This is a genomic window from Neobacillus sp. PS3-40, assembly GCF_030915485.1.
Lineage (GTDB): Bacteria > Bacillota > Bacilli > Bacillales > Cytobacillaceae > JAUZPL01.
The window spans coordinates 287,429-310,962 of sequence record NZ_CP133266.1 but is presented as its reverse complement, the minus strand read 5'-3'; the positions used below and the strand labels follow the sequence as shown (position 1 = coordinate 310,962).

Sequence of the window (23,534 nt, the reverse complement as noted above, 5' to 3'; positions counted from 1 at the left end):
CGGGAGGAGAGAGGTATTTTGTTAAAGAAATATAAATATTTTATTATTTCGATAATGTTGTTTATTTTTTGTCTAATCACCTGGCAGATAGCAAATTATTTCAGTGCACCAGATGAAATGGACGGAATGACTTCGATTGCTATAATGAGTTCTCTTGCAACACTCCTTTTTCTATTAACTTCCGTAGTTCTATTAATTGTAGTGATTTTTACTAAAATAAACAGTTAAAAAAATTTCCAATTGTTTATGAATAATCAGCAATATTTTTCACAATGGGTGCGTTCTACAATACTACCATGAAAATAAGTTTCTTCAAGAATAGAAAAATGACAAGGCCCTGCTCAATCGTTAAAAAAAAGATGAAAGCATTAATTAATAATTCCATGGATTAAGGTCAGTATCAGTATTGACGCTTCCTAACTTTTCATTCTCTGTGGTGCTGCATTGATATTGTGCACCATGGATGGCTAACGGTCAGTTTTGTGAAAAAAGGATTTAATTAAGTAACCGAGGAGGATTCATAAGTAAGATCGAAGTTTGGAAAAGGAAAAATATAGTTGGAGGTGAAAAATGAGTGAAAAAGTGTACTCTACTTGTTCTGTCTGTTATCCTTTTATCTTTTGTACTTAATGGTTGCCAACAGCAATCATCAAACGGAAGAGTACAACATAATGCGAAAGAAGCAAAAAGTAATAAGTTAGAGGCATTAGATGTCAGAGAGGCGGTTTGGAACCAACTCCAAGATAAAGTAAAAGAACAGATAGAAGGATCTTGGAAGGATGCAACTGTTCAAAAATTAACACTGCATGAGGGAATGGGAAACATTAAGGACAAAGCATTTATTGGAAAGGAAGTTTATCTAGTAGATTTTCCTACAGGAAGTGCAGTATTAGGTGGTATTGGAGTTTTTGCAGACATAAATTCACATCATGTGATTGGATTTGGGTATAGAGACTAGTATATAAGTATTTTAATAACTGCAAAAGGCAAAGGATTTATAGGATTAGGGTTGTGTTTTGGAAAAGCATTGAACCTTAAATTTGAACAATATAGGTATATAGAATAGGTAGAATCTCTTGTTTATTCAATTAACGGGACAGGTTACGTTAAACTGTTTAAAGATGATGTAAAGAAATGGAAATTAAAAATTTCATACTACAAGGCGATATATTATCAGTTGAAGCGAAGATAATTGTTTTGTTTTATCTGTTTATTATTTTCACCACTTAAACTATTAGATATTAACCAACTACCAATAACAAAACAAATTGCTAAACTAAAAATAGACAATGAAATTAAATTATTTTCCTTTCCTATGCCTCCTTCATATATGTATTTCCATAATATAACTTTTCTGCAAATTCTATCAATTTATTTTTTATGTAAAAAACATTATTTACGAAAACAGCCTGTTTATTTACTATTAAGCCTGTTCTTATTCAGCTAACTACGGGTGCTTTACTTCAACAGGGGTAAAGCATTTTTCTTATTCAGCTAACGGGGCAGGTGTGCGGCCGAGCATAGGCCGTATCATATAACGGGTGGGATTCCCGTCGAGTAAGAACTAGCCATTCGCTCGTAGCGAGTCTTGGAGGGCTAAAGGTAACTTTAGTCTTTAAGCGTAGACAGTTAGGTGACGGGCCGAAAGCCAATTGGTTGAAGGGATTGAGCCCCATAATGTTAGTAAATCGAGAGGGCTGATGCTTTACCTGCAGTAGAAAGCAACATTTCATTATTCGTATGGCAAGAAGAATGAAACCTCTCTGGGGTCAGAGACCTTGGCACGTTACACATTGATATGATACGGCAACTCGGGAGACCCTACCGGTCTTTTCTTTTAGAAGAGTATGGTGTACAAGCGATAATAAGTGAGGAAGCCAAACGCTTGGTAGGGATAATAAATGGAAACAAAACTACTAAGGATAGCAGAATTAGCAAAATCTGATCCTAAAATGAAATTTACATCTCTTGCACATTTAATAAATGAGCAATCACTAGTTCAATGTCATCATGAGTTACCTAATAAAAAGGCAACTGGGGTTAATGGTACAACTAAAGAGCAATACGGTGAAAATCTAAAAGAAAACATAGAGGATTTAGTAAATGATTTAGGAAAAGACTTATCAAAAACCATTAGATATGGAATGAAACAAAGAACAGAAACAGTAATTCATATGTATGATACAGCAGAAGATAAAGCCGAAAGAGAAGATATTAGAAAAGGTGAGCTTAAAAAAAGTTACTGCCAGTATGGTTTGATGGGTTTAGGGCTTGGTTGTGGAACAGCAATAGCAATAACCTGGATAAAGAGCAACTCAAAACTTTCTTAGATTCTTTTTCGATACGATTAAATATCAAAAGCATTTAAGTTTGTGAACAAATGACTTCAACTAAACGGGGGCAATAGTTGAAGATTAGCTGCCATTTTGGTGGTTTTTTTTCTTATTGAACTAAAGGTCAGGTTAACACAATAAGCGAAAAATAGGACCATTCAGGTCCTGTTCACTTAACAAAATTCCTAGCTCTTATCGGCAGCGTGTCTCGTTTTTTTTACCAATATTTTTCCTTTGTGATAGCTAACAAGATGCTTCTATTCAGTAGTCAATTACTCATTTGAACCGAGTAATGACCATATCTTCGACCGTGGAGAACAAAAAAAGTCGTGTCCTGACAAAAAAAGACGCTTGTTGCGTCATTTTTTTATTCATCAGCTAGTCGGTAACCTACTCCGACTTCGGTTAACAAATATCTTGGTTGAGCTGGTTCTTTTTCAATTTTTCTTCGCATGTTTGCCATAAAGACTCGGAGTGACAATGTATCACTCCCATTCGTATCACCCCAGATCTCCCGTAGAATGAATTTATGTGTTAATACCTTTCCTGCATGTTTTGCCATCAAGACCAATAATTTATATTCCAAAGGCGTTAAATGAATTTCATCACTAGATAAAAAAACATGGCGTCTTTCATAATCAATTTTCAATTCTCCGACAGTAAACATTGAATTCAATTCATGTTGATTAGAGATACTAGTAGGAATTAAATGACGTAAAGCCACCCTCAGTCGTGCGAGCAGTTCCGGCAAACTAAAAGGTTTTGTTAAATAATCATCTGCACCAGAATCTAAAGCCCGCACTTTTTCTTTTTCTTGTCCTCGCGCCGATACAACAACGATAGGGGCTTTTGTTAATTTTCTTAATTCGGTAATCACATCAATCCCATCAATATCTGGAAGCCCTAAATCCAGAATAATGATTTCTGGACGATGGGATGCTGCTAAAGAAATAGCGTTTTTGCCCGAATCTGTTTCAATGTATTTATAACCATTTGCATTTAATGAAACACAAATAAAATTTTTAATCGATTTGTCATCTTCAACCACTAGAATTGCAGGTTTATTTTCCATGTGTATCATCCTTTAATGGTAATTTAAATCGAAAAGTTGCTCCACCATTTTCATTATTTAAAGCTGAAATTACTCCACCGTGAGCGGTAATAATAGATTTACAGATTGCAAGACCTAACCCGATGCCACGCCTTGAAGAAGTAGTGAAAAATCTGTTAAAGATCAAAGGCAGATTTTCATCGGGTATGCCATTTCCATTATCAATTACTTCGAAATAAACAAAATCATCTTTAAGAAAGCCATTTACTTTAATAATGGAATGGTGAGGCGTATATTTAATTGCATTATCAAGCAAGTTTATCAATACTTGTTTAATTAATATTCCATCCATTGGAATCATAATAGGTTTGTCTGGGATGGTTATTTTTATTTCATGGTGAATGTCAAGTTTTTTTATTCTTAATACTGCCTCACTAACGACTTCCTCCAATAATTCAATATTTTTATTAATTGAAACTTTACCATCATCCATCCGGGTAATGCTTAATATGTTTTCGACAGAATGGATAAGCCATTTAGAATCTTCAAAAATATCAACTAGTAATTGTCTATTCACATCTTTTTCAAGTGTTTCTCCGTGTTCGAGTAAAGTAGTTGTAGATCCTAAAATTCCTGTTAAAGGTGTACGCAAATCATGTGATATTGCACGAAGAAGATTACCTCGAAGTTTTTCTCTTTCCATTTCAACCTGGGCTTTATGTTGTTTTTTCGAAATTTTTTCACGTTCCATTGCAAGCGCAAGTTGCATAGAAATGGCTTCGACAAAACTTTTTTGCTCTATGGTTAAAGAAGAATTCAAGCAGGTAATCCCTATTACCCCGAGACTCTCGTCAAGTCCTTTAATCGGAAAATAGATTATATTCTTTGTTTCTAAAGATTTATTTGTTTGGATTGTTTGTCTTATTTCATCGCAATTATAAAACATTTGTTCATTCTCATCTGTTTTTAAGATGCAAGGTTCACTCAATCCATTCGATGATTTTAACACAGTAATGAAAACAGAATGATTAATGGACTCAAAAATCTTCTTCGCACCAATTTCTAAAATTTGGTCAAAATCTGGTGCTTGGAGAAAATTTTTACTGATCTGATAAAGAATTTGTGTTTGTTTTTCACGAAATGATGATAAACTTGCCTCTTTTTTCACCTTTGTCGTCAATGTACTTGTGATGATCGCTGCAATCAACATAATAGCAAATGTTACGGGATAGTCCGGTCGATAAGCAGTGAGTGAGTAATAAGGCATTGTAAAAAAGAAATTAAAATCCAATACCCCAATTAATGATGCAATTATTCCATACATATAACCTTCTGTAAATTTTGAAACTAGCAAAACACCTAATATGAAAGTAATGATTATATTGGTTTCAGTTATTCCAATATTTTTAAAGAATAAAGAAAGGAAAGTAATTAATATCATGATCATGACCATCACACCGCTGTTCCGTGTGATATGTTTCATTTGCTTCATTAATATCATCCTTCATGTTTTGATACTATTTATCTTATAATATTATATTAAAATTATAAAATGAATCGATTAACAAAAAAATTAACAACATCTTAACTTTATTTCTTATTTAAACGATCTTAAAATACATTTAGATTTATTTGAAATAGGGGGGCACTAGTAATAATGGAATTCAAAAAAAGAAGGTGGAAGCCGATTTGAGCGAAGCTTTTATAAAGCTTCAAAGAAAGTTAATTGGACGAAGCTCGCAAGAAGCAAAAGCCTACATCGTAGGGGATATGGTCATTATACGATTTAAAGGTGTTCTAACCTGGGCATCTTGTTGCCAACGTTCAAGGAAGAAAACTAGTGGAAACATGCACCAAGTGCTCCGAGAAATGTATAGTGGGTATGCTTATTGGAAAATATAAAAAAAAACGAAAATGAGATAGAAATAACATGAAAAGATAGTTAGCAAAAAACGTTATTCACAAGGATATATACAAGCTTACAATCACTCCATAATAAAAAATTCATATTATCGGCTTAATTCTGAGGAAACTCAGGAACGGAGGAACCAATTTTTCCGGGGTTAATTCTACAAGTTGTAGAAAGGATGAGATACTCTTTCGCCATCCTACCCGTCAGCTAACTTCGTCGGCTAAAGCGAGGGAGGTCTAAAGACCGCCTAATTTCAGGGGCCTTTTTTTGTTTTTTGCAAAAAGGCAGTTTGATTGAAAAGACGGTCTCTTTATTATTTTTATTAAGAAAGAGGGAATATAGAAAAAAGAGTATGAATGTTTCGGTCGAAACCTAACTATATAAAAAATAACATTTTGGATTTAATCGGGTAAAGTCAAATAAATAACGGGAAAAGATAAATTTATTGATTAAAAATACTCGTTCAAAACGTATTTTTTGGGGGAACTACCATTGAGTCAATCTTCTTATATGAATATTGGTAATGAAATTTTTTATTTAGAGAGCACTATCCCGACTTATTTTGGGGTACAGAAAGGATACCTTGATATTCATACAATGAGATATCGAATATTCGGGGCGGTTTGGAAATTAGTAAATGAAAGAAAGTATATTTTAGGCTACTGGTTTGCGGACAATGAGAACGATATTCATCGTGCTTTAAAAGATACCGGATTTACAGACATAATTGAATCTCAACAAACGGAGGTAAAGGAAGTATATCAAACGATCAGGATAGAACAAGATAAAGAAAATTGGTCAAAAAGAAGAAGGTTACACTTTTTTTTCATGGTGAGAAAACCTTGGAAAGATTTAAGGAAAGGATGGTATGTTTTAAAATCAAGCACAAATTATCCCATGATTCTTACTTGCATACAAAAAAACGGTATTCCATTTGGATAGAACATATAAAAGTATGCGAAGACCAAAATGATATTAAAAAAATTTTAAATTTAATTAATACTGAACACAACATTCATTTACAAACTGAAGGGTTAGCAGAAATAAAATTTTTAAAAAAATAAGGCAATGTAACTTCAGAGGTCTTTTTATTCATTTTAAATTTTATTTTAGGGAACAATAACCCTATAATTTTTTACGGAGGAAAGAAAATGACTTCTCAACAAATAAAAAGGCTTGTTCTGGGTCGCCCATTAAAGTCAAGCGAAGCAGAAGCCCAAAAAATGCCAATGTGGAAAGCATTACCGATTCTTTCATCGGATGCTCTTTCTTCGGTGGCATATGGAACCGAAATGATTATACTGGAACTTGCAACTGTTGGAGCTTTTGCATTCACTTTTTCTATCCCCATTGCTATTTCAATTGTTCTATTAATTACAATCTTGATTATCAGTTACAGACAAGTAATTGATGCCTATCCTCAGGGCGGTGGAGCCTACATGGTCGCCAAAGAAAACTTAGGAATGATCTGGGGACGTCTAGCCGGTGTTTCTCTTCTTATTGACTACACGTTAACGGTGGCCGTTTCCATTTCTGCAGGTGTTATGGCGATTACTTCAGCTTATCATGATGCTGTTCCATATGTTGTTCCTATCGGATTAATATTTACTTGGTTCATGGTCTGGATGAATTTAAGAGGAACATCTGAATCTGGAAACGTATTTTCCTTACCTACTTACTTATTTATTTTTTGTATGATAACCCTTGTGGGAAAAGGTCTTTTTGACTGGTTAACTGGTGTGGGTCATCCCACTCACCCTGTTTCTGTTCCTACTGGATTACCAGCCGGCTTGACTTGGTTTGTTTTATTAAAAGCATTTTCTTCGGGTTGTTCGGCTGTTACGGGAATTGAGGCTATTTCCAATGCTGTACCTCATTTTAAGAATCCCTCTCAAAAAAATGCAAAACGAACGATGGTGACATTGGGAATTTTATTAGCTGTCATTTTCGGTGGTGTAACGTTACTTTCGCGAACTTATGATATTCATCCGGACCCAACTGGAGCCAAATCGGTTTTATCTATGGTTGCTGAAGATGCCTTTGGGCGGGGGGGATTTTATTATGTTATTCAGTTTGCTACGATGGCCATCTTAACACTAGCTGCTAATACAAGTTTTAATGGATTTCCGATTTTAGCTTCTATTATGGCACAGGATAAAAATATGCCCCGAATGTTTAGTAATCGGGGAGATCGTTTAGCTTTTAATTTTGGAATCATTACTCTAGGAATTTTGGCAAGTATTTTACTCATTGTTTTCCAAGGCAGAACCGATGCATTAATTCCACTTTATGCTATTGGTGTTTTTCTATCTTTTACTATGGCACAATTAGGTCTTGTTTTGAAGTGGAGTAGAGAGAGGTCTAAAGGATGGAAACGGAAATCAATTATTAATGGCGTTGGTGCTTTTGTAACTTTTTGTGTAGTCATTATTTTTAGTATCACGAAATTTGAAGAAGGGGCATGGATTGTAATAGTCATTTCGCCTTTATTATTATGGTTAATTACAAATATTAGCAAACACTATGATAATGTAGGTAAGCAATTAAGAGTGGAATTAACGGAACCCATACCGATTACGGAAACAGTAATTATCGTTCCTGTTGCAGGTATTCATAAAGTTGTATTATCAACCATCGCGTATGCAAAATCTCTCACCCCTAATGTTGTAGCTTTTTATGTTGCCTTTTCTCCTGAAGATGCTAAAAAGATGGAAGAAAGATGGGGACAATGGAATCCGGGCGTTCGATTAGTTGTGGTGGTTTCACGTTACCGTACATTAGTAAAGCCATTAATTGAATTTATAGGACGTGTTGAGCATCGTTACGGTGAGGAAAAGAAAATAACTGTGCTATTACCTGAATTTATTACTCATAAATGGTGGCATCGCCTATTGCACAATCAATCAGCTTTCCGTATTCGTACCCTGCTTTTAAAAAGAAAAGATGTTGTAGTTTCGACTGTCCCGTTTCATTTAAATGATTGATTATAGATATAAGGAGTAATAAAGTCCAATGAAATCCATTGGACTTTTTTTATTATTTAATGTTTAAAAGGGGGCAGATGGGAAAAATAATGAATATAAAATAATAAGGAGTGAAGAAAATGGAGGAGCAGTTTTGTAGCGTTTGTGGAAATGACAACAAAGAAAATTCAAATGAATCGGAATCACCCGTGTTGATAATTTGTGAAAATTGTCTAAAGAGCGATCAACTTTCTCCTATGTTGGATCAAATTTTTCTTCAGTGAAGATTCAGTTGTTATCAATAGAAACTTTTCAAGAATCACTAATGGCGATAAAAATTTAACAAGGTAATAAACAAGTATGGGGCCAATTAGGTCCTTTTTTATTCAAAGCTCAATCCAATAAAAAAACCGGTGTTAGTATCCGCTATTCCTAATTAAAGAATATATCTAATTTGTGAAGGATTGTACTTAAAGTAACGGGTGCGATACTTTTACAACGGTAATGCTTTTTTCTTATTGAAGTAACGGACAGTTTAGTTAAATAAAGGTTCATATTTTGATTTAGTTATTTCAGTTATCATTAAAAGGAGAAAGGGGGAGTTTGTTGTGTTCCCAGTATTAAAAACGGAACGATTGATATTAAGGGAGCTAACAGAGTATGATGCTAAAGTGATTTTTTCAATCTTATCTAATCCACATGTAACACGTTATTATGGAAAGGAAACTTTCAAAAAGATTGAAGAAGCAAACGAATTCATTAATTATTTTAAACAGAAATTCAATGAAAAAAGAGGATTTCGGTGGGGCATTGAAATTAAAGATTCCGAGCAACTTGTTGGAACAGTAGGTTTTGATGCTTGGGTTCCTAAACAAAGGCGAGCTGAAATAGGTTATGAATTACACCCTGAGTTTTGGAATAATGGTTATGCTACCGAGGCAGTTTCAAAGATCATTTCTTTTGGATTTGATTCACTTGAATTAATTCGTATAGGTGCAATAGTGTTTCCTGAAAACGAACCATCTAATAAATTATTACAAAAGATTGGGTTTCAAAAAGAAGGCATTTTAAGGAATTATATATATCAAGATGGAGTATCAAATGATACATATGTTTACTCTATAATAAATAAGGATTATAAACAAAGTTATTAAGTTAACGGGGGCTTGAGTTGAAGAAGAGTTTGCAGCAGCAAGCTCTTTTTTTCTTATTGTAGTAACGGGCAGGATAGTTGTATAAGGCGATTTTTGTACTAGAATAAAGACGTACGATATGGAATAATTAGGGTTAAACGGGGAGTGGTGGAAAAATGAGTACGGAAGTTGTGTTTAACTAGAATATTCAACACGTCGCCACTGAAACTAGTAATTCATATTTTGATGGTGGACTTTTACAATTCATAGGTTGGACTTTACCGGGGTGGTTGGTGACAGTATGTACATTTGGGATTTGCTATCCTTGGGCGATCACAATGATATATGGATGGAAAATAAACCATACTGTCGTTGAAGGACGTAGACTCAAATTTAATGGAAGTGCTATTGGGCTCTTCGGAAATTGGATTAAGTGGTGGTTCTTTTGCGTTATCACTATTGGTATTTATTCATTTTGGCTTTTTATTGCCCTTGAAAAGTGGAATGCGAAACATACAACTTTTGCAAATTGATAATTGAGGTAAAGAGTGCGTCAGATCCTAAAAGATTGCCGCACTTTTTTGTTGAATTATTATTGCACTAAACCAGCTAATAGTTTGTCAATATTTTTCAATAAAAACTTAAAATATCTCATGCTATACTAAAAATGTGCATGCAAAATAACCTTCCGTTAGTCTGTTTTTGGAAGGTTCTGTGTTATTTAGTTAGATGTAGGCTTTAAGCTATATCTTGGAAAGTCGTTTTATTTTTTAAAAGGGCAAATATCCAATGTAATAGTTTATTTACACAAGCAATGACAGCTACTTTAAATGGTTTTCCTTCGCCACGTTTCTTGTCGTAAAACTCTCGCATTTTCTTGTTGCGAGGGATGATTTCATCCGTTGTTTTCTTTTTACGGCAATCACGAATCGCACAACGAACAGCCATATATAAGGCGTGACGAAGCCTACTTGACCCTCTTTTTGTGATTCGATTCTTTGTGGCTGTAAACTTACCAGATTCGAATACACTAGGATCTACTCCAGCGAAAGCTACCAGCTTTTTAGGATCAGTAAATCGATCTATCTCCCCAATCTCTGAAATGATCGTTGCAGCGATCTTTTCTCCGATACCTGGAATAGATTTGATAATATTATATTCTTCAACTTCTTTAGCGAGGGCATCTATCTCTGACTCCAACGTAGATAGGTGCTCTTTGTATTGAAGAATGATGTTTACATACATTTTTAGACTCAGGATATGACTTTGATAAACAGTCTTTTCAAATGGATTTCGAGTTGCGGCTGCTTTAAGTTCAATTGCTTTTTCTTTAGCCCATCTATTTGATCGACTTTTACATAAACTAGATATTATATCTGCTAGTATTTCTACACTTATCCCTAAAATATCCTCGTACGACGGAAACTCTGAAAGAGTTAAGAGTGATACAACTGAATATAAGTCACCAAAAACCCCTCTATATTCCGGAAAAACTTGGTCCATAATTGCTTGAAATTGTAGCTTTGTTTGAATCAATACCCCAGTTATATTCTCATGCTGTCTTGTAAGATTTCGAAGATTTAAAAGTTGCACTCCCCGCTTCTTATACGGCTCTAAATCCTCTTTATAAAACAGCTCGCAGAGATGGTAAGCATCAGCCGCATCTGTCTTTACTTTCCGAAGACTTGAACTTTTTGCCTTATAGGAAATCAATGGATTAATAATTATCAATAAATATCCACGGTCCTCCAAGTATTGAACAACAGAGGAATGATAATGTCCTGTTGCTTCAAGGACGATAGGTGGTTTCTGACCTGATTCTCTCTTAACCTCCTCAAGAAATTCTTGAAGTAAACCAAGACCTTCCAAAGTATGAGAAACTTTAAAACTTTTACGATAAGGTTTGCCTTTATCTAAAAATGCCTGAACTTGACTTTCCCCTTTTGAAACATCCAGACCAATGACTGGATTCATTTTTAAATCCTCCTCCTAAACTAGTAATTTGCCAGTACCCCTAATCCTCCATGCAGTGTCACAGCTTCGCTTGTTATACGAGATCTAAGTCCCAACCAGCCTCAATCATGTTTCTACAAGTAGGGGGCGAACGGTTTAGTTGTCGGGGTCTAAGCCCCACGGTCAGTTACGTTCTACCCTGGCTACTGTTATAATAAGACCAAATAAAAAATGGTCAACCAGAAATATTTAGCATTCTGGCTAACCTTATAATACGAACAGTCAGGATAGTTTAATTGAATTGATGTAAATTATACTAATATTTCTAATTATTGTTATAATTTAAAAAGGAATTGATATACGAGGAGATAAAATGTGAAGAAATACATATTATTAGGTGTCCCATTTATTTTTTACGGAGAAAGTCTTTTACTTTACTTTGGTAATTTGCATCGATTCTTGCTTATCATTTTGCAAGTCTTGCTGAACATTGCAATTATCACCAGTTTTATGATATTCCTATTAAAACGTACAAGATTACAAAATGTATTTGATTGGATTATTGGTATATGTTTCTCAGTGTATTTTTGCATACTGTATCATAATACAGTTCAATTTTTATTCTTTTTTGATAATGTACATTATTCATTAAAAAACTTAAAATACATAGTCTATTCTGTGAATTTATTACCCATCAAAGGGGTTCTTGATGTTCTTCATAATAATCCTTCTCCATTATTCCAAATCGCTGGAAATGCATTTATGCTTACCCCATTTACATTTGCTCTGCTGTATTTCAAATGGGCAAAGAGTAATAAACAAGCTATTTGGTATTCTTTTCTATGTACAGTTGGAATTGAATTTGTACAGTTCTTACAAAGTATTTTAGGCTCGATGTTTGAAATAGGTATGGGAAGAAGTTCGGATATTGATGATGTAATTTTAAATACATTAGGGGCTGTTATTGGTGTTGGTTGTTATCTTCTATGGGTAAAAATCAAAAAATTAGTTAGTCAAAAGATAAAAAACTCAGATGTAACTTTTTAATAGAAGAACAATGAAACTTAACTATGTAATCACATTTTCTTATTGAAGTAACAGGCAGGTTAGCGAAATAAGAAATAGGAATCCTATAGAAAATAAAAAATGAAAGAGATATAGAATCTCTCCCATACGTCTTTGATTTTAATAAGTTCTTACTTTAAAGTTTAAATACGATTCTCCTCTTAGATCATTTGAAGCACCTAGGTACCATTGAAATATTACTTCATATTGAAAAGGATATGCTTGTTTTGACATATCAATTTCAATGTCACTATCAGCTAAATGGTAGACTACGGTTTCACCTGTTGTGATATTGTTTAGAATTACTCGATTGGGTTTATTAATAAATTTGTTCCAAGCAATTTCAATTATATCGCCGACTTTAACAGTAGTAATAGGAATAGAAGGGGGATTTTGCTTAATTTCACTACAATTTTTATTCCAACATAAACTCTCATAACTATGGTCCATGCTTTTACCATTTAAGGTAATAGTAGGACCAGGTGCTGAATTTCCATCCAAATTTGGATTTATAAAATTTTTTAATGAATTCCCAAAAATAAATATGATAATTATTGCTAAAGAAATAAAAAAACCTATATATAATTTTTTCACTTAAACCCCTCACCCCCTTTGTATAATAATACTATATATAGAAGTATTCTCCTCTTAAATAATAGCTCTATTAATAAAAATGTTATGTACCCTTATTTAACTAAAGGGCAGGTTAGTAAAGAAGGATAAAAGCCATTTCTTATTGAAGTAAAGCAATAAGTAAGAAATAACATTTTAATTAAAGGGGGTTGTTGTGTGATTAGAAACCTAGAATATAAAGAAAAAAGAAAAGGGTATAAGAGAGTAATAATATCTGTGTATCTTGGATTAATGATGTTATTTTATTTGGGATATATTTTAATGGATAATTACCACCTAAGTAAATCTGAACAGTGGATAAACACTGATTACCTTACGCAAGGAGACATCCAAAATATACAACAGTTAAACTTTTGGACTTCAATGTTTGAGAATTCGTTTTGGGGATTAATAATACTTGCAACTTTGTTATTATTATTTCGTTATCGGAAAAATAAAAAGGCATTAATCCATTTTATTATTTTACATCTTTGTTTGTTTACTACTCTATTTTTAATAGGATATATTTTGTCATTTTTCTTGATATCACCTATTGGAAATTTAACAGAGCCTTTAACTTTTTCAGCTTTATTACCTGTGATAATAGTAATTTATACTGCTTTTGTGTTGATAAATGAACGATTAAGCAAAAGTATATAATTGGTCGCTACCACTTTTTGAACTAAAGGGGGCGATTGCTCAATAACAGCAGTCGCTTTTTTACTAATGGGGTACGTTAGTTTAAAAAGGAAATGTTGATGTTTCTTTTTCGTAATATCAACTTTTTAATTAAATTATCCATTTTATTCAAGTTTTCCTATGTTGGAATTATCTGAAGAGGTGGTGGTTAAATTGAGTATTCAGAAGTGTGAATTCTGTGGACATCAGTTTGGATGGATAGAAATTCAAAAGAATATTAGCTGGGGATATAAGCCTATAGTGTGCAAAAAGTGTGGTTTAAAACATATTGTAACTTTTCGAAGCAGAAGAACATTTGGTATTTTCACAGGAATAATTGCATTCTTTATCCTTTTCTTTTTAAGTGATGTTCCATTTGGTTTGAGATTAACATTATCGTTATTGTTAACTCTAATACACATAATTCTTTTTCCTTATTACGCTAAATATAAAGCTAACAAAAACGATAATAGTGTTTAGGTATTTTGTAAATATTTTTTTCCAAAGTTTGTGAAGTAATGTTCTTAAACTATCGTGGGCAATAGTTAAATAAAGGGATCGCTGCGGGATCCCTTTTGTTGTTGTGCTAACGGAGCAGGATTGTTCAACAAGAAAATAGAAAATAATGTTAAAATATTCTTAGGATATGGGAGGGATTATATGATTTTTGAAACATTAACAGGACAGCTTACGGTTGTAATAACCCTTGCTTTTGGGGCATTGTTGATTGTGCTATCCCCCATAATAAATAAGGAAAATAAATACTTTGCTTGGTTTAGTCTGGCGATGGGCGTTATAGTTTTATTCCTTTTATTTTGGTTCACATTTGGCAACGAGGTTATTAGACATCAGATACTAAAATATGGACTTCAATAAAATTCTTATTCAAGTAACGGGGGCATGAGTTCAACAAAAGTAAGACTGCTTCAACAGCCGTTTCCTTATTTGACTGACGAATAGTTTTGTTGAGGAACTTAAAATGGTATAATTTTGAATAATTAGAATTTAAATACAAGGAGGGATTACATTGAATAGGTTAACAAAATCGTCAAAAGAAAAGGCGTTATTAGGAGTATGCGGAGGAATAGCTGAACATTTTGGCATTTCCCCTTTATCGTAAGATTAATATTTATTTTTACTCCCGTTTCCTTTTTTATATACTTAATTCTTGCTGTTTTGTTAACTGAGAACAACTCATCACTTTATTAAATTAGACTATTTTGTGCTTGCAAAAAATACTTTTTATTCGACTAATGGGTGCATTACTGGAACAACGGTAATGCTTTTTTCTTCTTCAAGTAACGGGGCAGTTTTGTTTAAGAAGGTGTTAGTGAAAAAAAGAAAAATATACTTTATTATGACCTTTTGGAGAAAAATGTGCGGTGTAAAAAATGTTAATAATTGGGGGATTGGAGTCATGGAAACTATAAAAAAACTGGTAAGTGATGAAGAAAAATCTAAGGTCACAAATTATATATTAAGGCAATTACCAGAATGGTTTGGAATTGAAGAATCAATAGAAAATTATGTTAATGAAGTAACTGATACAGATTTTTATACTTCATACTATTTAAATAAGCCCATAGGATTTATAAGTATTAAGTCTAATAATAAGTATACCTCAGAGATATATGTTATGGGGATTTTAAAAGAATTTCATAGTAAAGGTATTGGGAAAAAGTTATTAGCAATTGCACAAGAACATTTAATTAATAAACAAGTAAAATTTCTAATGGTAAAAACTTTGGGGGAGTCACATTCTGATATAAATTATAAGAGAACGAGAGAATTCTATAATAAAACTGGGTTCTTTCCATTAGAAGAAATCAAAGAAATTTGGGGAAAAGAAAACCCCTGCTTGATTATGGTTAAAAATTTATAGTTATTATTATAATACTTTCAAAATATTCATACTATTCAAATGCTGAAATTTGTTCAACAGGTAAAAAGTGACTGTTGTTAAACGGATGCATTACTGGAATAACGCTAATGCTCTTTTCATTTTCAAGTAACGGACAGGATAGTTTAAGAGTCTAATCTAAAAGTGGGGATAAAAGATGGTGATACAAAAGATAATTAAAGAACTAATTCACAATAATATAATTCATTCAGAACCAACAGAATATGAACATTTAAAGGGGGGTACTGTCAGTGAGTTGTATCTCCTTAACATTGATGGTATCAAATATGTGGTGAAGTTAAATGACCCACAAGTGATTGAATCGGAGGTAACGTTCCTTGATTATTATAAGGAAATAAAATTGTTACCTAATCTTCTATTCGTTGAACCATCATACAAGTACATAGTTTATTCATTCATAAATGGTTCTACAAATTTTGTTAGAAAGAATAAAAAGGATATGCTTAAGACACTTGTGCAAGGACTTCTAAACAATTATAAGCTCGCACCTAATGATATTGGTTGGGGATGGGCAGACCAATCAGTAGATTCTTGGCAGAGATTTCTTATTAATGAAATAGTTGAAGCAAAAAAAATTATAGCTTCACGATTGGATAATGATGATTATAACTTCGTATGTAACCTGGTTAAAAAAAATAGCACTGATAGTAAACCATTCTTATTACACGGGGATTGTGGAGTACATAATTTCATTTTTAGTGATAGACAGTTAATTGGTGTCATTGACCCAACTCCTATTATAGGAGACCCTCTTTATGATTTAATCTATGCCTTTTGCTCATCCCCAGATGATTTGACAAAGGAAACCATAGATTCAGGGGTAAGACATTTGATGCTTAAAAGAGAAAAGAATAATTCAGCTTTATACGAACAAGTAATTATTAATTTGTATCTTAGGTTAGGGACTTGTATTAAACGCCATCCAAATGATTTTGAGGAATATTTTAAAGCCTGGAACTACTGGAAGGGCATAATCAAAAACGTGAAATTTTAAGGTTAGTCTTCTTCAAGTAAACCAGCTAATAGCTTGTCAACATTTTTCAATAAAAAGTTTAATAACCTCATGATATACTAAAAATGTTCATGCCAAATACCTTCCGTTATGCTCTTTTTGGAAGGTTTTGTTGTATTTAGTTAGATATAGTTTTTAAGCTATATCTTGGAAAGTTGTCCTGCTTTTTAGTAAGGCAAAAATCCAATGTAAGAGCTTATTAACACATGCAATAACTGTTACTCTGAAGGGCTTTCCTTCTTCACGTTTTTTATCGTAAAACTCTCTTAATCTTTTATTGCGTGCGATGATTTCATCAGTCGTTTTCTTTTTACGGGCATCACGAATACCACTTTGAACAGCCATGTACAAGGCATGACGAAGCCTACAAGAACCTCGTTTGGTAATTCGATTTACTGATGCTGTAAACTTACCAGAAGAGTAAACACTTGGATCTACTCCAGCGAATGCAACAAGCTTTTTGGCATTATTGAACCGATCTATCTCACCAATTTCGGAAATAATCGTGGCGGCGATTTTCTCTCCGATTCCAGGGATAGTCTGGAGTATATGATATTCTTCAATTTCTTTTGCGAGGGCATCTATTTCATCTGCAATCTTAGATAGATGCTCTTGGTATTGAAGAACAATCTTGACTAATAACTCGAGATTAAAAATGTTACTCTGGTACAGGTTGTTTTGAAATGGGTTACGAAGGGCTGCTTCTCTTAATTTTTTGGCCCTTTCATTTGCCCATGCATCCGAACGACTCATACATAGTGAAGATATTTTCTCTGTTATTTCTTTTTCACTCACACTTAACACTGCTTCTGAAGTAGGAAATGCTAATAATGTAAGCAATGAGACCTTTGAATATAAGCTTCCAAAAACTCCTCTATATTCAGGAAATACCTGATCCAAAAGGGTATGCAATTGTATTTTAGTCTGTGCTGATACTTCTGCAATACTTTCTTGTTGTCTTGTTAGATTACGAAGGTTTAATAGTTGAATTCCTCTTTTTTTATAAGGCTCTAACTCTTCTTTATAAAATAGTTCGCAAAGGTGATAAGCATCAACTGCATCTGTTTTTACCTTTCGTAAACTCGAACTTTTGGCTCGATGTGAGATAAGAGGATTGACAACAATATAAACATAATTTTGCTCCTCAAGAAATTGAATTACAGGAAAATGGTAGTGTCCTGTTGATTCTAAAACGACCGAAGGTTGATGACCACCTGCAGATCTCTCAACTTCTTGAAGGAACTCTAATAAATTCCCCAAACCCTCAAGATCATGTTTAATACTGAAACTCTTACGGTAAGGTTTGCCTTTATCTAAAAATGCTTGTACCTGACTTTCCCCTTTTGAAACATCCAGACCAATGACTGGATTCATACTTTATCTCCTCCTAGTAATGCAATATTAGTCGGTATCCCCTAGGGCTTCTTGTAATGTCATAGGTTCGCTTGTTAAACGGGAGCGTTGTCCCAACCAGCCTGAAACATGTTTATACAAGTAGGGGGTGAACAGTTTAGCTGACGGGATTAAATCCCACGGGTGCGACGTTCTACCCCGACTACCGTTATATTAAGACCATATGAAAAAAGGTCAACCAGAAAAATCTGGCTAACCTTATATTACGAACGGGGTGCTTTACTTTAAAAAGGGGTAAAGCCTTTTTCTTATTCAAGTAACGGTGCAGTTTAGTGAAAGAAGAAGTTATTTATATATAATAATGATAAATGTAATTTTCAAATAGAATTGAGGAGAAATGGATGTCTCAAGATGGAATTGTATTAGTAGCAAGTGTATCAATCTTAGGTAATGATAAAGTCTTAATTATAAAAGAAAATAAACCTACTGCTGTCGATAAGTGGAACTTTCCGAGTGGACATATAGAGTATGGTGAGGACATTCTTTATTCAGCTCGGAGGGAAGTTAAGGAGGAAACGGGGTTAGATGTAAAACTGATTGGCACGACTGGAGTATATAATTTTATCAGTAATACGAACAATCAAGTAATTTTATTTCATTTTATTGGTGAGGTTACTGGAGGTACATTAAATCTCGAAGAAGATGAAATTACTGACAGCAAGTGGATAAAAGTTAATGACCTATTAGCATTTGAAAACGAGGATCTACGAGAACCGCATGTAATAAAGCAGATAATTGATAACTTATTAGAAAAAAACATATATCCAATTAGTGTATTTAATGAGCAACTTTTTAAATAGTTCTTACTGAGCTAAACCAGCAAATAAAAGTTAATTTCTTATTGCATTAACGGGGGCGTTAATACAAGAAGGATTAACGCTTTTTTTGTGGAATTTATTAACAAATAAAAGATTGTGAGGTGTCTAAATGTTCACTCATAGATTGCTTACTCACGATACAATTTTTGAATTATTGCCCCACATTAATGCAGACCAGAATTTGCTTTTTTATAGTTATTTATCTCAACGCAAGGAGAATGCTCGGTATATTTGTCAATTCGTTAATAACCAACTTACTGCTGTATTAGCTTATTTTAGTGAACTTTCTTTTCCAGCCTTTTCTTTCTTCCGTGTTGAAGAGAAAAACATCTTTTTTCCAGAACTGATTGCTTTTACAAGAGAAACTATCAAACTTGATGAAAATGCTGTTTGTGGTACGATACTCTGTCAACGTGACCTTGAACTTTTCAAATCCTTCGGACTCATTCAGGGGAATCCTCAACGTTTTTTAAATATGAAGCATCAGGATGAAACGAAACTCCTTGAATCAAATATTGTAGAAAAAGTTAGTGAGAGTGAATATTCCCAGGTACTTAATTTTTTGCATAGAGGTGGAATGAGGTTTTTTACCAGGAGTGAGTTAGAGAATTGTCCTTTTCTTGGAATTAAGGAAGGAAAAGATTTTATAGCAATGGGTGGCTACCATTTTTATGACTCTCGGCTTGTAGAACTTGGGAACATTGTTACTAGGTTAGATTGCAGAGGAAGAGGATTAGCTAAACATATAACAAGTGAATTGACACACCTGGGGAAAAAACTTTCACCAGATGTCTATCTAGGTGTACTGGCAGATAATTTGCCTGCTGTTCGGGTATATGAAGGGTTGGGTTATCAAGCAATAAAGGAACTTTCCATTGTCGATTTTACTTTATCTAGTACACATATTCCTTGTGATTCTTATTGAGCTAAACCAGCTAATAGTTGTCAACATTTTTCAATTAAAAAATTAAAATATAGATGATATACTAAAAATGAGTATGCCAAATAACCTTCCTCATCTTCAAAATTGGAAGGTTTTGTTTTGTATTGTTAAACATGGTTTTTAAGCTAATTCTTGGAAAGTGGTTTTGTTCTTTAAAAGCGCATAAATCAAGTGTAAAAGCTTATTAACACAAGCGATAATTGCTACTCTATAGGGTTTACCCTCGTCGCGTTTTTTATCGTAAAACTCTCTTAATTTTTTATTTCGAGGAATAACGGTATCACTCGTCTTTTGCTTTCGGGCATCTCGAATTCCACAGTATACAGCCATATATAATGCTTGCCGTAACCTTCTAGATCCTCTCTTTGTTATACGATTTTTGGTTGCTGTAAATCTTCCAGAAGAGTAAACACTAGGATCTATTCCCGCAAAGGCAACCAACTTTTTAGGGTGATTAAACCGATCTATTTCTCCTATTTCGGAAATGATTGTTGCCGCAATCTTTTCTCCGATACCAGGAATAGACTGGAGAATCTTATATTCTTCAATTTCTTTAGCGAGGGCATCTATTTTTGCTTCTAGTAGTGATAAATGCTCTTGATATTGAAGAACGATGGTAATTAACATCTTTAGGTTAAAAATATGACTTTCATATAAGTTATTTTGAAATGGATTTCGTAATGCTGCTTCAATAAGCTTTTGTGCTTTTTCTTTTGCCCACTTTTCAGAACGTCTAGTACATAACGATACAATCTTGTCGGTTAATACAGATTCGGTAGTATTTAGTACATGTTCAGAAGTAGGAAATATGGAAAGAGTCTGTAAAGATACTTTTGAATATAAATCACCAAAGACACCTCTATATTCAGGGAATACCTGATCTAGCACTGTTAGAAGCTGTACCTTGGTTTGTGTAGAGATACCTGTAATGATCTCTTGTTGTCTTGTAAGATTACGAAGGTTTAAGAGTTGAATACCTCTTTTCTTATACGGCTCAACTTCTTCTTTATAGAATAGTTCGCAAAGAAGATAGGCATCGACAGCGTCTGTTTTTACCTTTCTTAAACTGGCACTCCTTGCTCGATGAGAGATAAGGGGGTTCACAATAATATAAACATATTGCTGTTCCTCCAAAAATTGAATAATAGGAGAGTGGTAATGTCCTGTTGATTCTAAGATAACTGAAGGTTGCTTACCATCAGCTACTCTTTCAATCTCTTTTAAGAATCCTAATAAATTCTCAAAGCCCTCAACAGTATGCTTTACACTAAAACTTTTACGAAAAGGTTGACTCTTATCCAAGAATGCTTGTACCTGACTTTCCCCTTTAGAAACATCCAGACCAACTACTGGATTCATCATCATCTCCTCCTTAGAAATAAAGATTAGTCGGTTGTCCCTAGAGCTGCTTGTACTGTCATAGGTTCGCTTGTTAAACGGGATCTTTGTCCCAACCAGCCTGAAACATGCTTATACAAGTAGGGAGTGAACAGTTTTGCGGACGGGATCAAGTCCCACGGGCGCTACGTTCTACTCCGACTACCGCTATAATAAAACCAATTAAAAAAAGTTCAACCAGTAAAAACTGGTTAAACTTATATTACGATCGGGCGCTATTCTTTAATAAAGTAAGATGGCGCTCAATTTGTTCTATTTTATAATGGGAGTTAGTTGTACAATGTCATTAGATGATACTAAATTGAGGTGAATTCAATGATATTAGTAAGTTCCTGTCTAGCAGGATTAGAGGTAAGATATAACGGAACACATTGTTTAGATCATAAGATCAGTAAACTAATAGAAGAGAATAAAGCAATTACTGTATGCCCTGAATTACTTGGTGGCTTTTCAATTCCGAGAGAACCCGCTGAAATAATAGGTGGTGACGGGGAAGATGTATTGGTTGGAAAAGCTAAAGTAATCGAAAAATCAGGTAGTGACGTTACGGAACTATACATAAAGGGAGCTTATATTACTCTAAAAAAGGCTATAGATGTTAACGCAACAGTAGTTGTACTTAAAGAGTATAGCCCATCATGTGCAAGTTCAATGATTTATAATGGTGAATTTATAGGAGAGAAGATTGCTGGGAATGGGGTTACAGCTGCTTTATTAAAAAGAAACGGTTTACAAGTAATTTCAGAAAAACAGTTTGCCGATAATTTTGATGAGATAATATAATTTATCTTCAATTAAAGGGCGCAATTGTTGAAGATCATTAGTCTAATTCCTCGGTAAAATTGCGGAGGAATCAGGCTTTTTTTATCTCCCAAAATTCTACGTTTCAAATCCTTTTTCTTTGACATTACTCCGTTGGTAAATGCGGTGGCAATAAGCGGTTAATCTTGTGTCAATCGCTGGTAAAAAACATGGCAGAAGTGGTACATTCTTATGGCCGTAATCAATCATCCTTGGTTTAATCGGGATTGTCATCTCAAGAATCTATTACAGAAAGCAGCCAAGTAAAAAATAACTTCGACTTTTTTCAAAAAGGACATCATTAATCATGGCTGTTTTCGCATAGATTGTTGTTTTTCGTACCTAGTCTAAAAACCCGAAATAACAATAGTATCGTGCTCTTTTCTTAAAAACTTCCTATGGTTTTCATCGGTAAACTGGAATCCCATTCTAATTTAGTTTCAACTAGCAACAAAGTTTAAGAAAAGAGCCTTGATCATATAGAAGTCTGATTATATGTTTTTTTGAGAATCAGCTATAAAATTTAAAAAACGAATAGTGAATGGGTAGCTCTGCTACTTTTTTAATGATAACGGCCCCTAAACTAGTTATTTTTCGAATTTATGGATGCTGTTTAGCATTGAATTTTATTTTATCCGTCAAACCACACGATATATCCGTCAAAACTACCAAATTACCATGATAGAGTTCTCTCTGCTGGGAATCCCATATCAAAAAGTTCTTCAAAATAGAGGTTTTCAAATTTCCTGTTTAGAATTCCGTAGTAGTATGCAATTGGCTTGTTCACTTTTTTTGTTGATTTAAGCTTTAGAATTAATTGTTTAAAGGAGTGTATGGAGTACTCAAGGACTTTATCTTCTTCTTTTTCGCGGTTATTTCGATAGGCAGCAATTTTAGTCATTTTCCAAAACTCTTCAATTGTTTTTGCCTCTGTAAAAAAGGATTTGACCAATTGAACAAATGGATTTGGAACACGATCACTCGTATAGGTCTCATCTAACGGTTCTTCGATACGTTTATTTATATCTTTTTTATTAGTTTTAGAAAGATTATTAGTTTTATATTGGTGGTCCAATTTTTCCTTTATCGGTAGTTCATTCGAAGGAAAACGATTATAAACATAAAGATTACTCGTTTGCGAACCATTCTTTCTTTCAGTCTCGTAAACAGTGATAATCCCAATTGCTTTTGCTTTTAAGACCATTCGTTTAAAAGTGGAACGTGAAATTCCATTACCACGAAATTCCTCATGAATGGATTTTAGGATTGTACCAATTTTTGCATTACAAACCCCTGGTATTTTTGCTGAGTAACGAATCAGTCTTTTTAAACCAACTAATTCTCCTTTACAGAAATGATGCTTATGCTCAGAAAGCCACATCTCAGTATGATGATTAAACTCCTTAAGTGATGAAAACTGTGAATAATGTTTAAATTCTTCTATGTTCCCTGATTTAATTTGCATTTTATTGCACCACCCTTTCGCTTTCTATATACAGACTTAGGATGAAAAAGGGTAGGGTTGATT

25 protein-coding genes and 1 riboswitch are annotated in these 23,534 nt (G+C 33.7%); of the genes, 18 read left to right on the top strand and 7 right to left on the bottom strand.

What is annotated here, in order from left to right; genetic code table 11:
- The first annotated feature begins 18 nt into the window (after window positions 1-18).
- The 3 genes from RCG20_RS01605 (at window position 19) to RCG20_RS01595 (ending at window position 2,330) form a co-directional block, all read left to right on the top strand.
- The gene (locus RCG20_RS01605; RefSeq protein ID WP_308182491.1) at window positions 19-228 is read left to right on the top strand and encodes a hypothetical protein; all 210 of its coding nucleotides are present in this window, start codon (window positions 19-21) and stop codon (window positions 226-228) included.
- Between the two features lie 346 nt (window positions 229-574).
- Window positions 575-958 carry a hypothetical protein gene (locus RCG20_RS01600; RefSeq protein WP_308182490.1) on the top strand — a complete coding sequence of 128 codons (384 nt, stop codon included), beginning with the start codon at window positions 575-577 and terminating at the stop codon, window positions 956-958.
- 943 nt (window positions 959-1,901) lie between these two features.
- Window positions 1,902-2,330 (top strand): hypothetical protein, encoded by a 429-nt coding sequence (locus RCG20_RS01595; RefSeq protein WP_308182489.1) that lies wholly within the window; start codon window positions 1,902-1,904, stop codon window positions 2,328-2,330.
- A 370-nt stretch (window positions 2,331-2,700) separates the two neighbouring features.
- Here the strand turns inward: RCG20_RS01595 and RCG20_RS01590 are convergent, their stop codons facing one another.
- Together RCG20_RS01590 and RCG20_RS01585 are read right to left on the bottom strand one after the other, a co-directional pair.
- Window positions 2,701-3,405 (bottom strand): response regulator transcription factor, encoded by a 705-nt coding sequence (locus RCG20_RS01590; protein ID WP_308182488.1) that lies wholly within the window; start codon window positions 3,403-3,405, stop codon window positions 2,701-2,703.
- Window positions 3,395-4,876, bottom strand: a complete 1,482-nt coding sequence (locus RCG20_RS01585; protein WP_308182487.1) for an ATP-binding protein — start codon at window positions 4,874-4,876, stop codon at window positions 3,395-3,397. Before RCG20_RS01585 ends, RCG20_RS01590 begins: the two co-directional genes overlap by 11 nt.
- Window positions 4,877-5,073: 197 nt before the next feature.
- Here RCG20_RS01585 and RCG20_RS21720 point away from each other — a divergent pair, with 197 nt between their 5' ends.
- The 5 genes from RCG20_RS21720 to RCG20_RS01560 all read left to right on the top strand — a co-directional run bounded on the left by RCG20_RS21720 (window position 5,074) and on the right by RCG20_RS01560 (window position 9,925).
- A complete protein-coding gene (locus RCG20_RS21720) occupies window positions 5,074-5,286 on the top strand; it encodes a Na-translocating system protein MpsC family protein (protein ID WP_374120504.1) in 213 nt (70 codons plus the stop codon).
- Between the two features lie 102 nt (window positions 5,287-5,388).
- Window positions 5,389-5,533: riboswitch (cyclic di-AMP (ydaO/yuaA leader) on the top strand.
- A gap of 255 nt (window positions 5,534-5,788) precedes the next feature.
- On the top strand, window positions 5,789-6,238 hold the full coding sequence (locus RCG20_RS01575; RefSeq protein WP_308182486.1) for a hypothetical protein: 450 nt from the start codon (window positions 5,789-5,791) through the stop codon (window positions 6,236-6,238).
- Between the two features lie 209 nt (window positions 6,239-6,447).
- A complete protein-coding gene (locus tag RCG20_RS01570) occupies window positions 6,448-8,280 on the top strand; it encodes an APC family permease (RefSeq protein ID WP_308182485.1) in 1,833 nt (610 codons plus the stop codon).
- 587 nt (window positions 8,281-8,867) lie between these two features.
- Entirely contained in the window at window positions 8,868-9,413 is a 546-nt protein-coding gene (locus RCG20_RS01565) for a GNAT family N-acetyltransferase (RefSeq protein ID WP_308182484.1), read from the top strand.
- Window positions 9,414-9,598: 185 nt separating this feature from the next.
- Window positions 9,599-9,925 carry a YjgN family protein gene (locus RCG20_RS01560; RefSeq protein ID WP_308184263.1) on the top strand — a complete coding sequence of 109 codons (327 nt, stop codon included), beginning with the start codon at window positions 9,599-9,601 and terminating at the stop codon, window positions 9,923-9,925.
- 205 nt (window positions 9,926-10,130) lie between these two features.
- Here RCG20_RS01560 and RCG20_RS01555 read toward each other — a convergent pair whose 3' ends face one another.
- Window positions 10,131-11,366: an IS110 family RNA-guided transposase gene (locus RCG20_RS01555; protein ID WP_308182483.1), complete on the bottom strand. Its 1,236-nt coding sequence runs from the start codon at window positions 11,364-11,366 to the stop codon at window positions 10,131-10,133.
- Between the two features lie 354 nt (window positions 11,367-11,720).
- Here RCG20_RS01555 and RCG20_RS01550 point away from each other — a divergent pair, with 354 nt between their 5' ends.
- Window positions 11,721-12,392 (top strand): VanZ family protein, encoded by a 672-nt coding sequence (locus RCG20_RS01550; protein WP_308182482.1) that lies wholly within the window; start codon window positions 11,721-11,723, stop codon window positions 12,390-12,392.
- A 138-nt stretch (window positions 12,393-12,530) separates the two neighbouring features.
- On the opposite strand, the gene RCG20_RS01545 is transcribed toward RCG20_RS01550, so the two are convergent.
- On the bottom strand, window positions 12,531-13,004 hold the full coding sequence (locus tag RCG20_RS01545; protein WP_308182481.1) for a hypothetical protein: 474 nt from the start codon (window positions 13,002-13,004) through the stop codon (window positions 12,531-12,533).
- Between the two features lie 195 nt (window positions 13,005-13,199).
- Between RCG20_RS01545 and RCG20_RS01540 the strand changes: the two genes are divergently transcribed.
- The 6 genes from RCG20_RS01540 to RCG20_RS01515 all read left to right on the top strand — a co-directional run bounded on the left by RCG20_RS01540 (window position 13,200) and on the right by RCG20_RS01515 (window position 16,615).
- On the top strand, window positions 13,200-13,682 hold the full coding sequence (locus tag RCG20_RS01540; protein WP_308182480.1) for a hypothetical protein: 483 nt from the start codon (window positions 13,200-13,202) through the stop codon (window positions 13,680-13,682).
- A 192-nt stretch (window positions 13,683-13,874) separates the two neighbouring features.
- Window positions 13,875-14,180 (top strand): TIGR04104 family putative zinc finger protein, encoded by a 306-nt coding sequence (locus tag RCG20_RS01535; RefSeq protein WP_308182479.1) that lies wholly within the window; start codon window positions 13,875-13,877, stop codon window positions 14,178-14,180.
- Window positions 14,181-14,360: 180 nt separating this feature from the next.
- Window positions 14,361-14,576 carry a hypothetical protein gene (locus tag RCG20_RS01530; RefSeq protein WP_308182478.1) on the top strand — a complete coding sequence of 72 codons (216 nt, stop codon included), beginning with the start codon at window positions 14,361-14,363 and terminating at the stop codon, window positions 14,574-14,576.
- Window positions 14,577-14,727: 151 nt separating this feature from the next.
- Window positions 14,728-14,820: a PspC domain-containing protein gene (locus tag RCG20_RS01525; RefSeq protein WP_308182477.1), complete on the top strand. Its 93-nt coding sequence runs from the start codon at window positions 14,728-14,730 to the stop codon at window positions 14,818-14,820.
- Window positions 14,821-15,030: 210 nt separating this feature from the next.
- Window positions 15,031-15,582 (top strand): GNAT family N-acetyltransferase, encoded by a 552-nt coding sequence (locus tag RCG20_RS01520; RefSeq protein ID WP_308182476.1) that lies wholly within the window; start codon window positions 15,031-15,033, stop codon window positions 15,580-15,582.
- Window positions 15,583-15,757: 175 nt separating this feature from the next.
- Entirely contained in the window at window positions 15,758-16,615 is an 858-nt protein-coding gene (locus RCG20_RS01515; RefSeq protein WP_308182475.1) for a phosphotransferase, read from the top strand.
- A 153-nt stretch (window positions 16,616-16,768) separates the two neighbouring features.
- On the opposite strand, the gene RCG20_RS01510 is transcribed toward RCG20_RS01515, so the two are convergent.
- A complete protein-coding gene (locus RCG20_RS01510; RefSeq protein ID WP_308182474.1) occupies window positions 16,769-18,007 on the bottom strand; it encodes an IS110 family RNA-guided transposase in 1,239 nt (412 codons plus the stop codon).
- A gap of 380 nt (window positions 18,008-18,387) precedes the next feature.
- On the opposite strand from RCG20_RS01510, the gene RCG20_RS01505 reads away from it, so the two are divergent.
- Window positions 18,388-18,846, top strand: coding sequence for an NUDIX hydrolase (locus tag RCG20_RS01505; protein ID WP_308182473.1), 459 nt, complete (start codon window positions 18,388-18,390; stop codon window positions 18,844-18,846).
- A 127-nt stretch (window positions 18,847-18,973) separates the two neighbouring features.
- On the top strand, window positions 18,974-19,789 hold the full coding sequence (locus RCG20_RS01500; protein ID WP_308182472.1) for a GNAT family N-acetyltransferase: 816 nt from the start codon (window positions 18,974-18,976) through the stop codon (window positions 19,787-19,789).
- Between the two features lie 138 nt (window positions 19,790-19,927).
- Here RCG20_RS01500 and RCG20_RS01495 read toward each other — a convergent pair whose 3' ends face one another.
- The gene (locus tag RCG20_RS01495; protein ID WP_308181253.1) at window positions 19,928-21,166 is read right to left on the bottom strand and encodes an IS110 family RNA-guided transposase; all 1,239 of its coding nucleotides are present in this window, start codon (window positions 21,164-21,166) and stop codon (window positions 19,928-19,930) included.
- Window positions 21,167-21,520: 354 nt separating this feature from the next.
- On the opposite strand from RCG20_RS01495, the gene RCG20_RS01490 reads away from it, so the two are divergent.
- Window positions 21,521-21,988, top strand: a complete 468-nt coding sequence (locus tag RCG20_RS01490) for a 2-thiouracil desulfurase family protein (protein WP_308182471.1) — start codon at window positions 21,521-21,523, stop codon at window positions 21,986-21,988.
- Between the two features lie 691 nt (window positions 21,989-22,679).
- On the opposite strand, the gene RCG20_RS01485 is transcribed toward RCG20_RS01490, so the two are convergent.
- Window positions 22,680-23,471, bottom strand: coding sequence for a hypothetical protein (locus RCG20_RS01485; RefSeq protein WP_308182470.1), 792 nt, complete (start codon window positions 23,469-23,471; stop codon window positions 22,680-22,682).
- Window positions 23,472-23,534 lie beyond the last annotated feature (63 nt).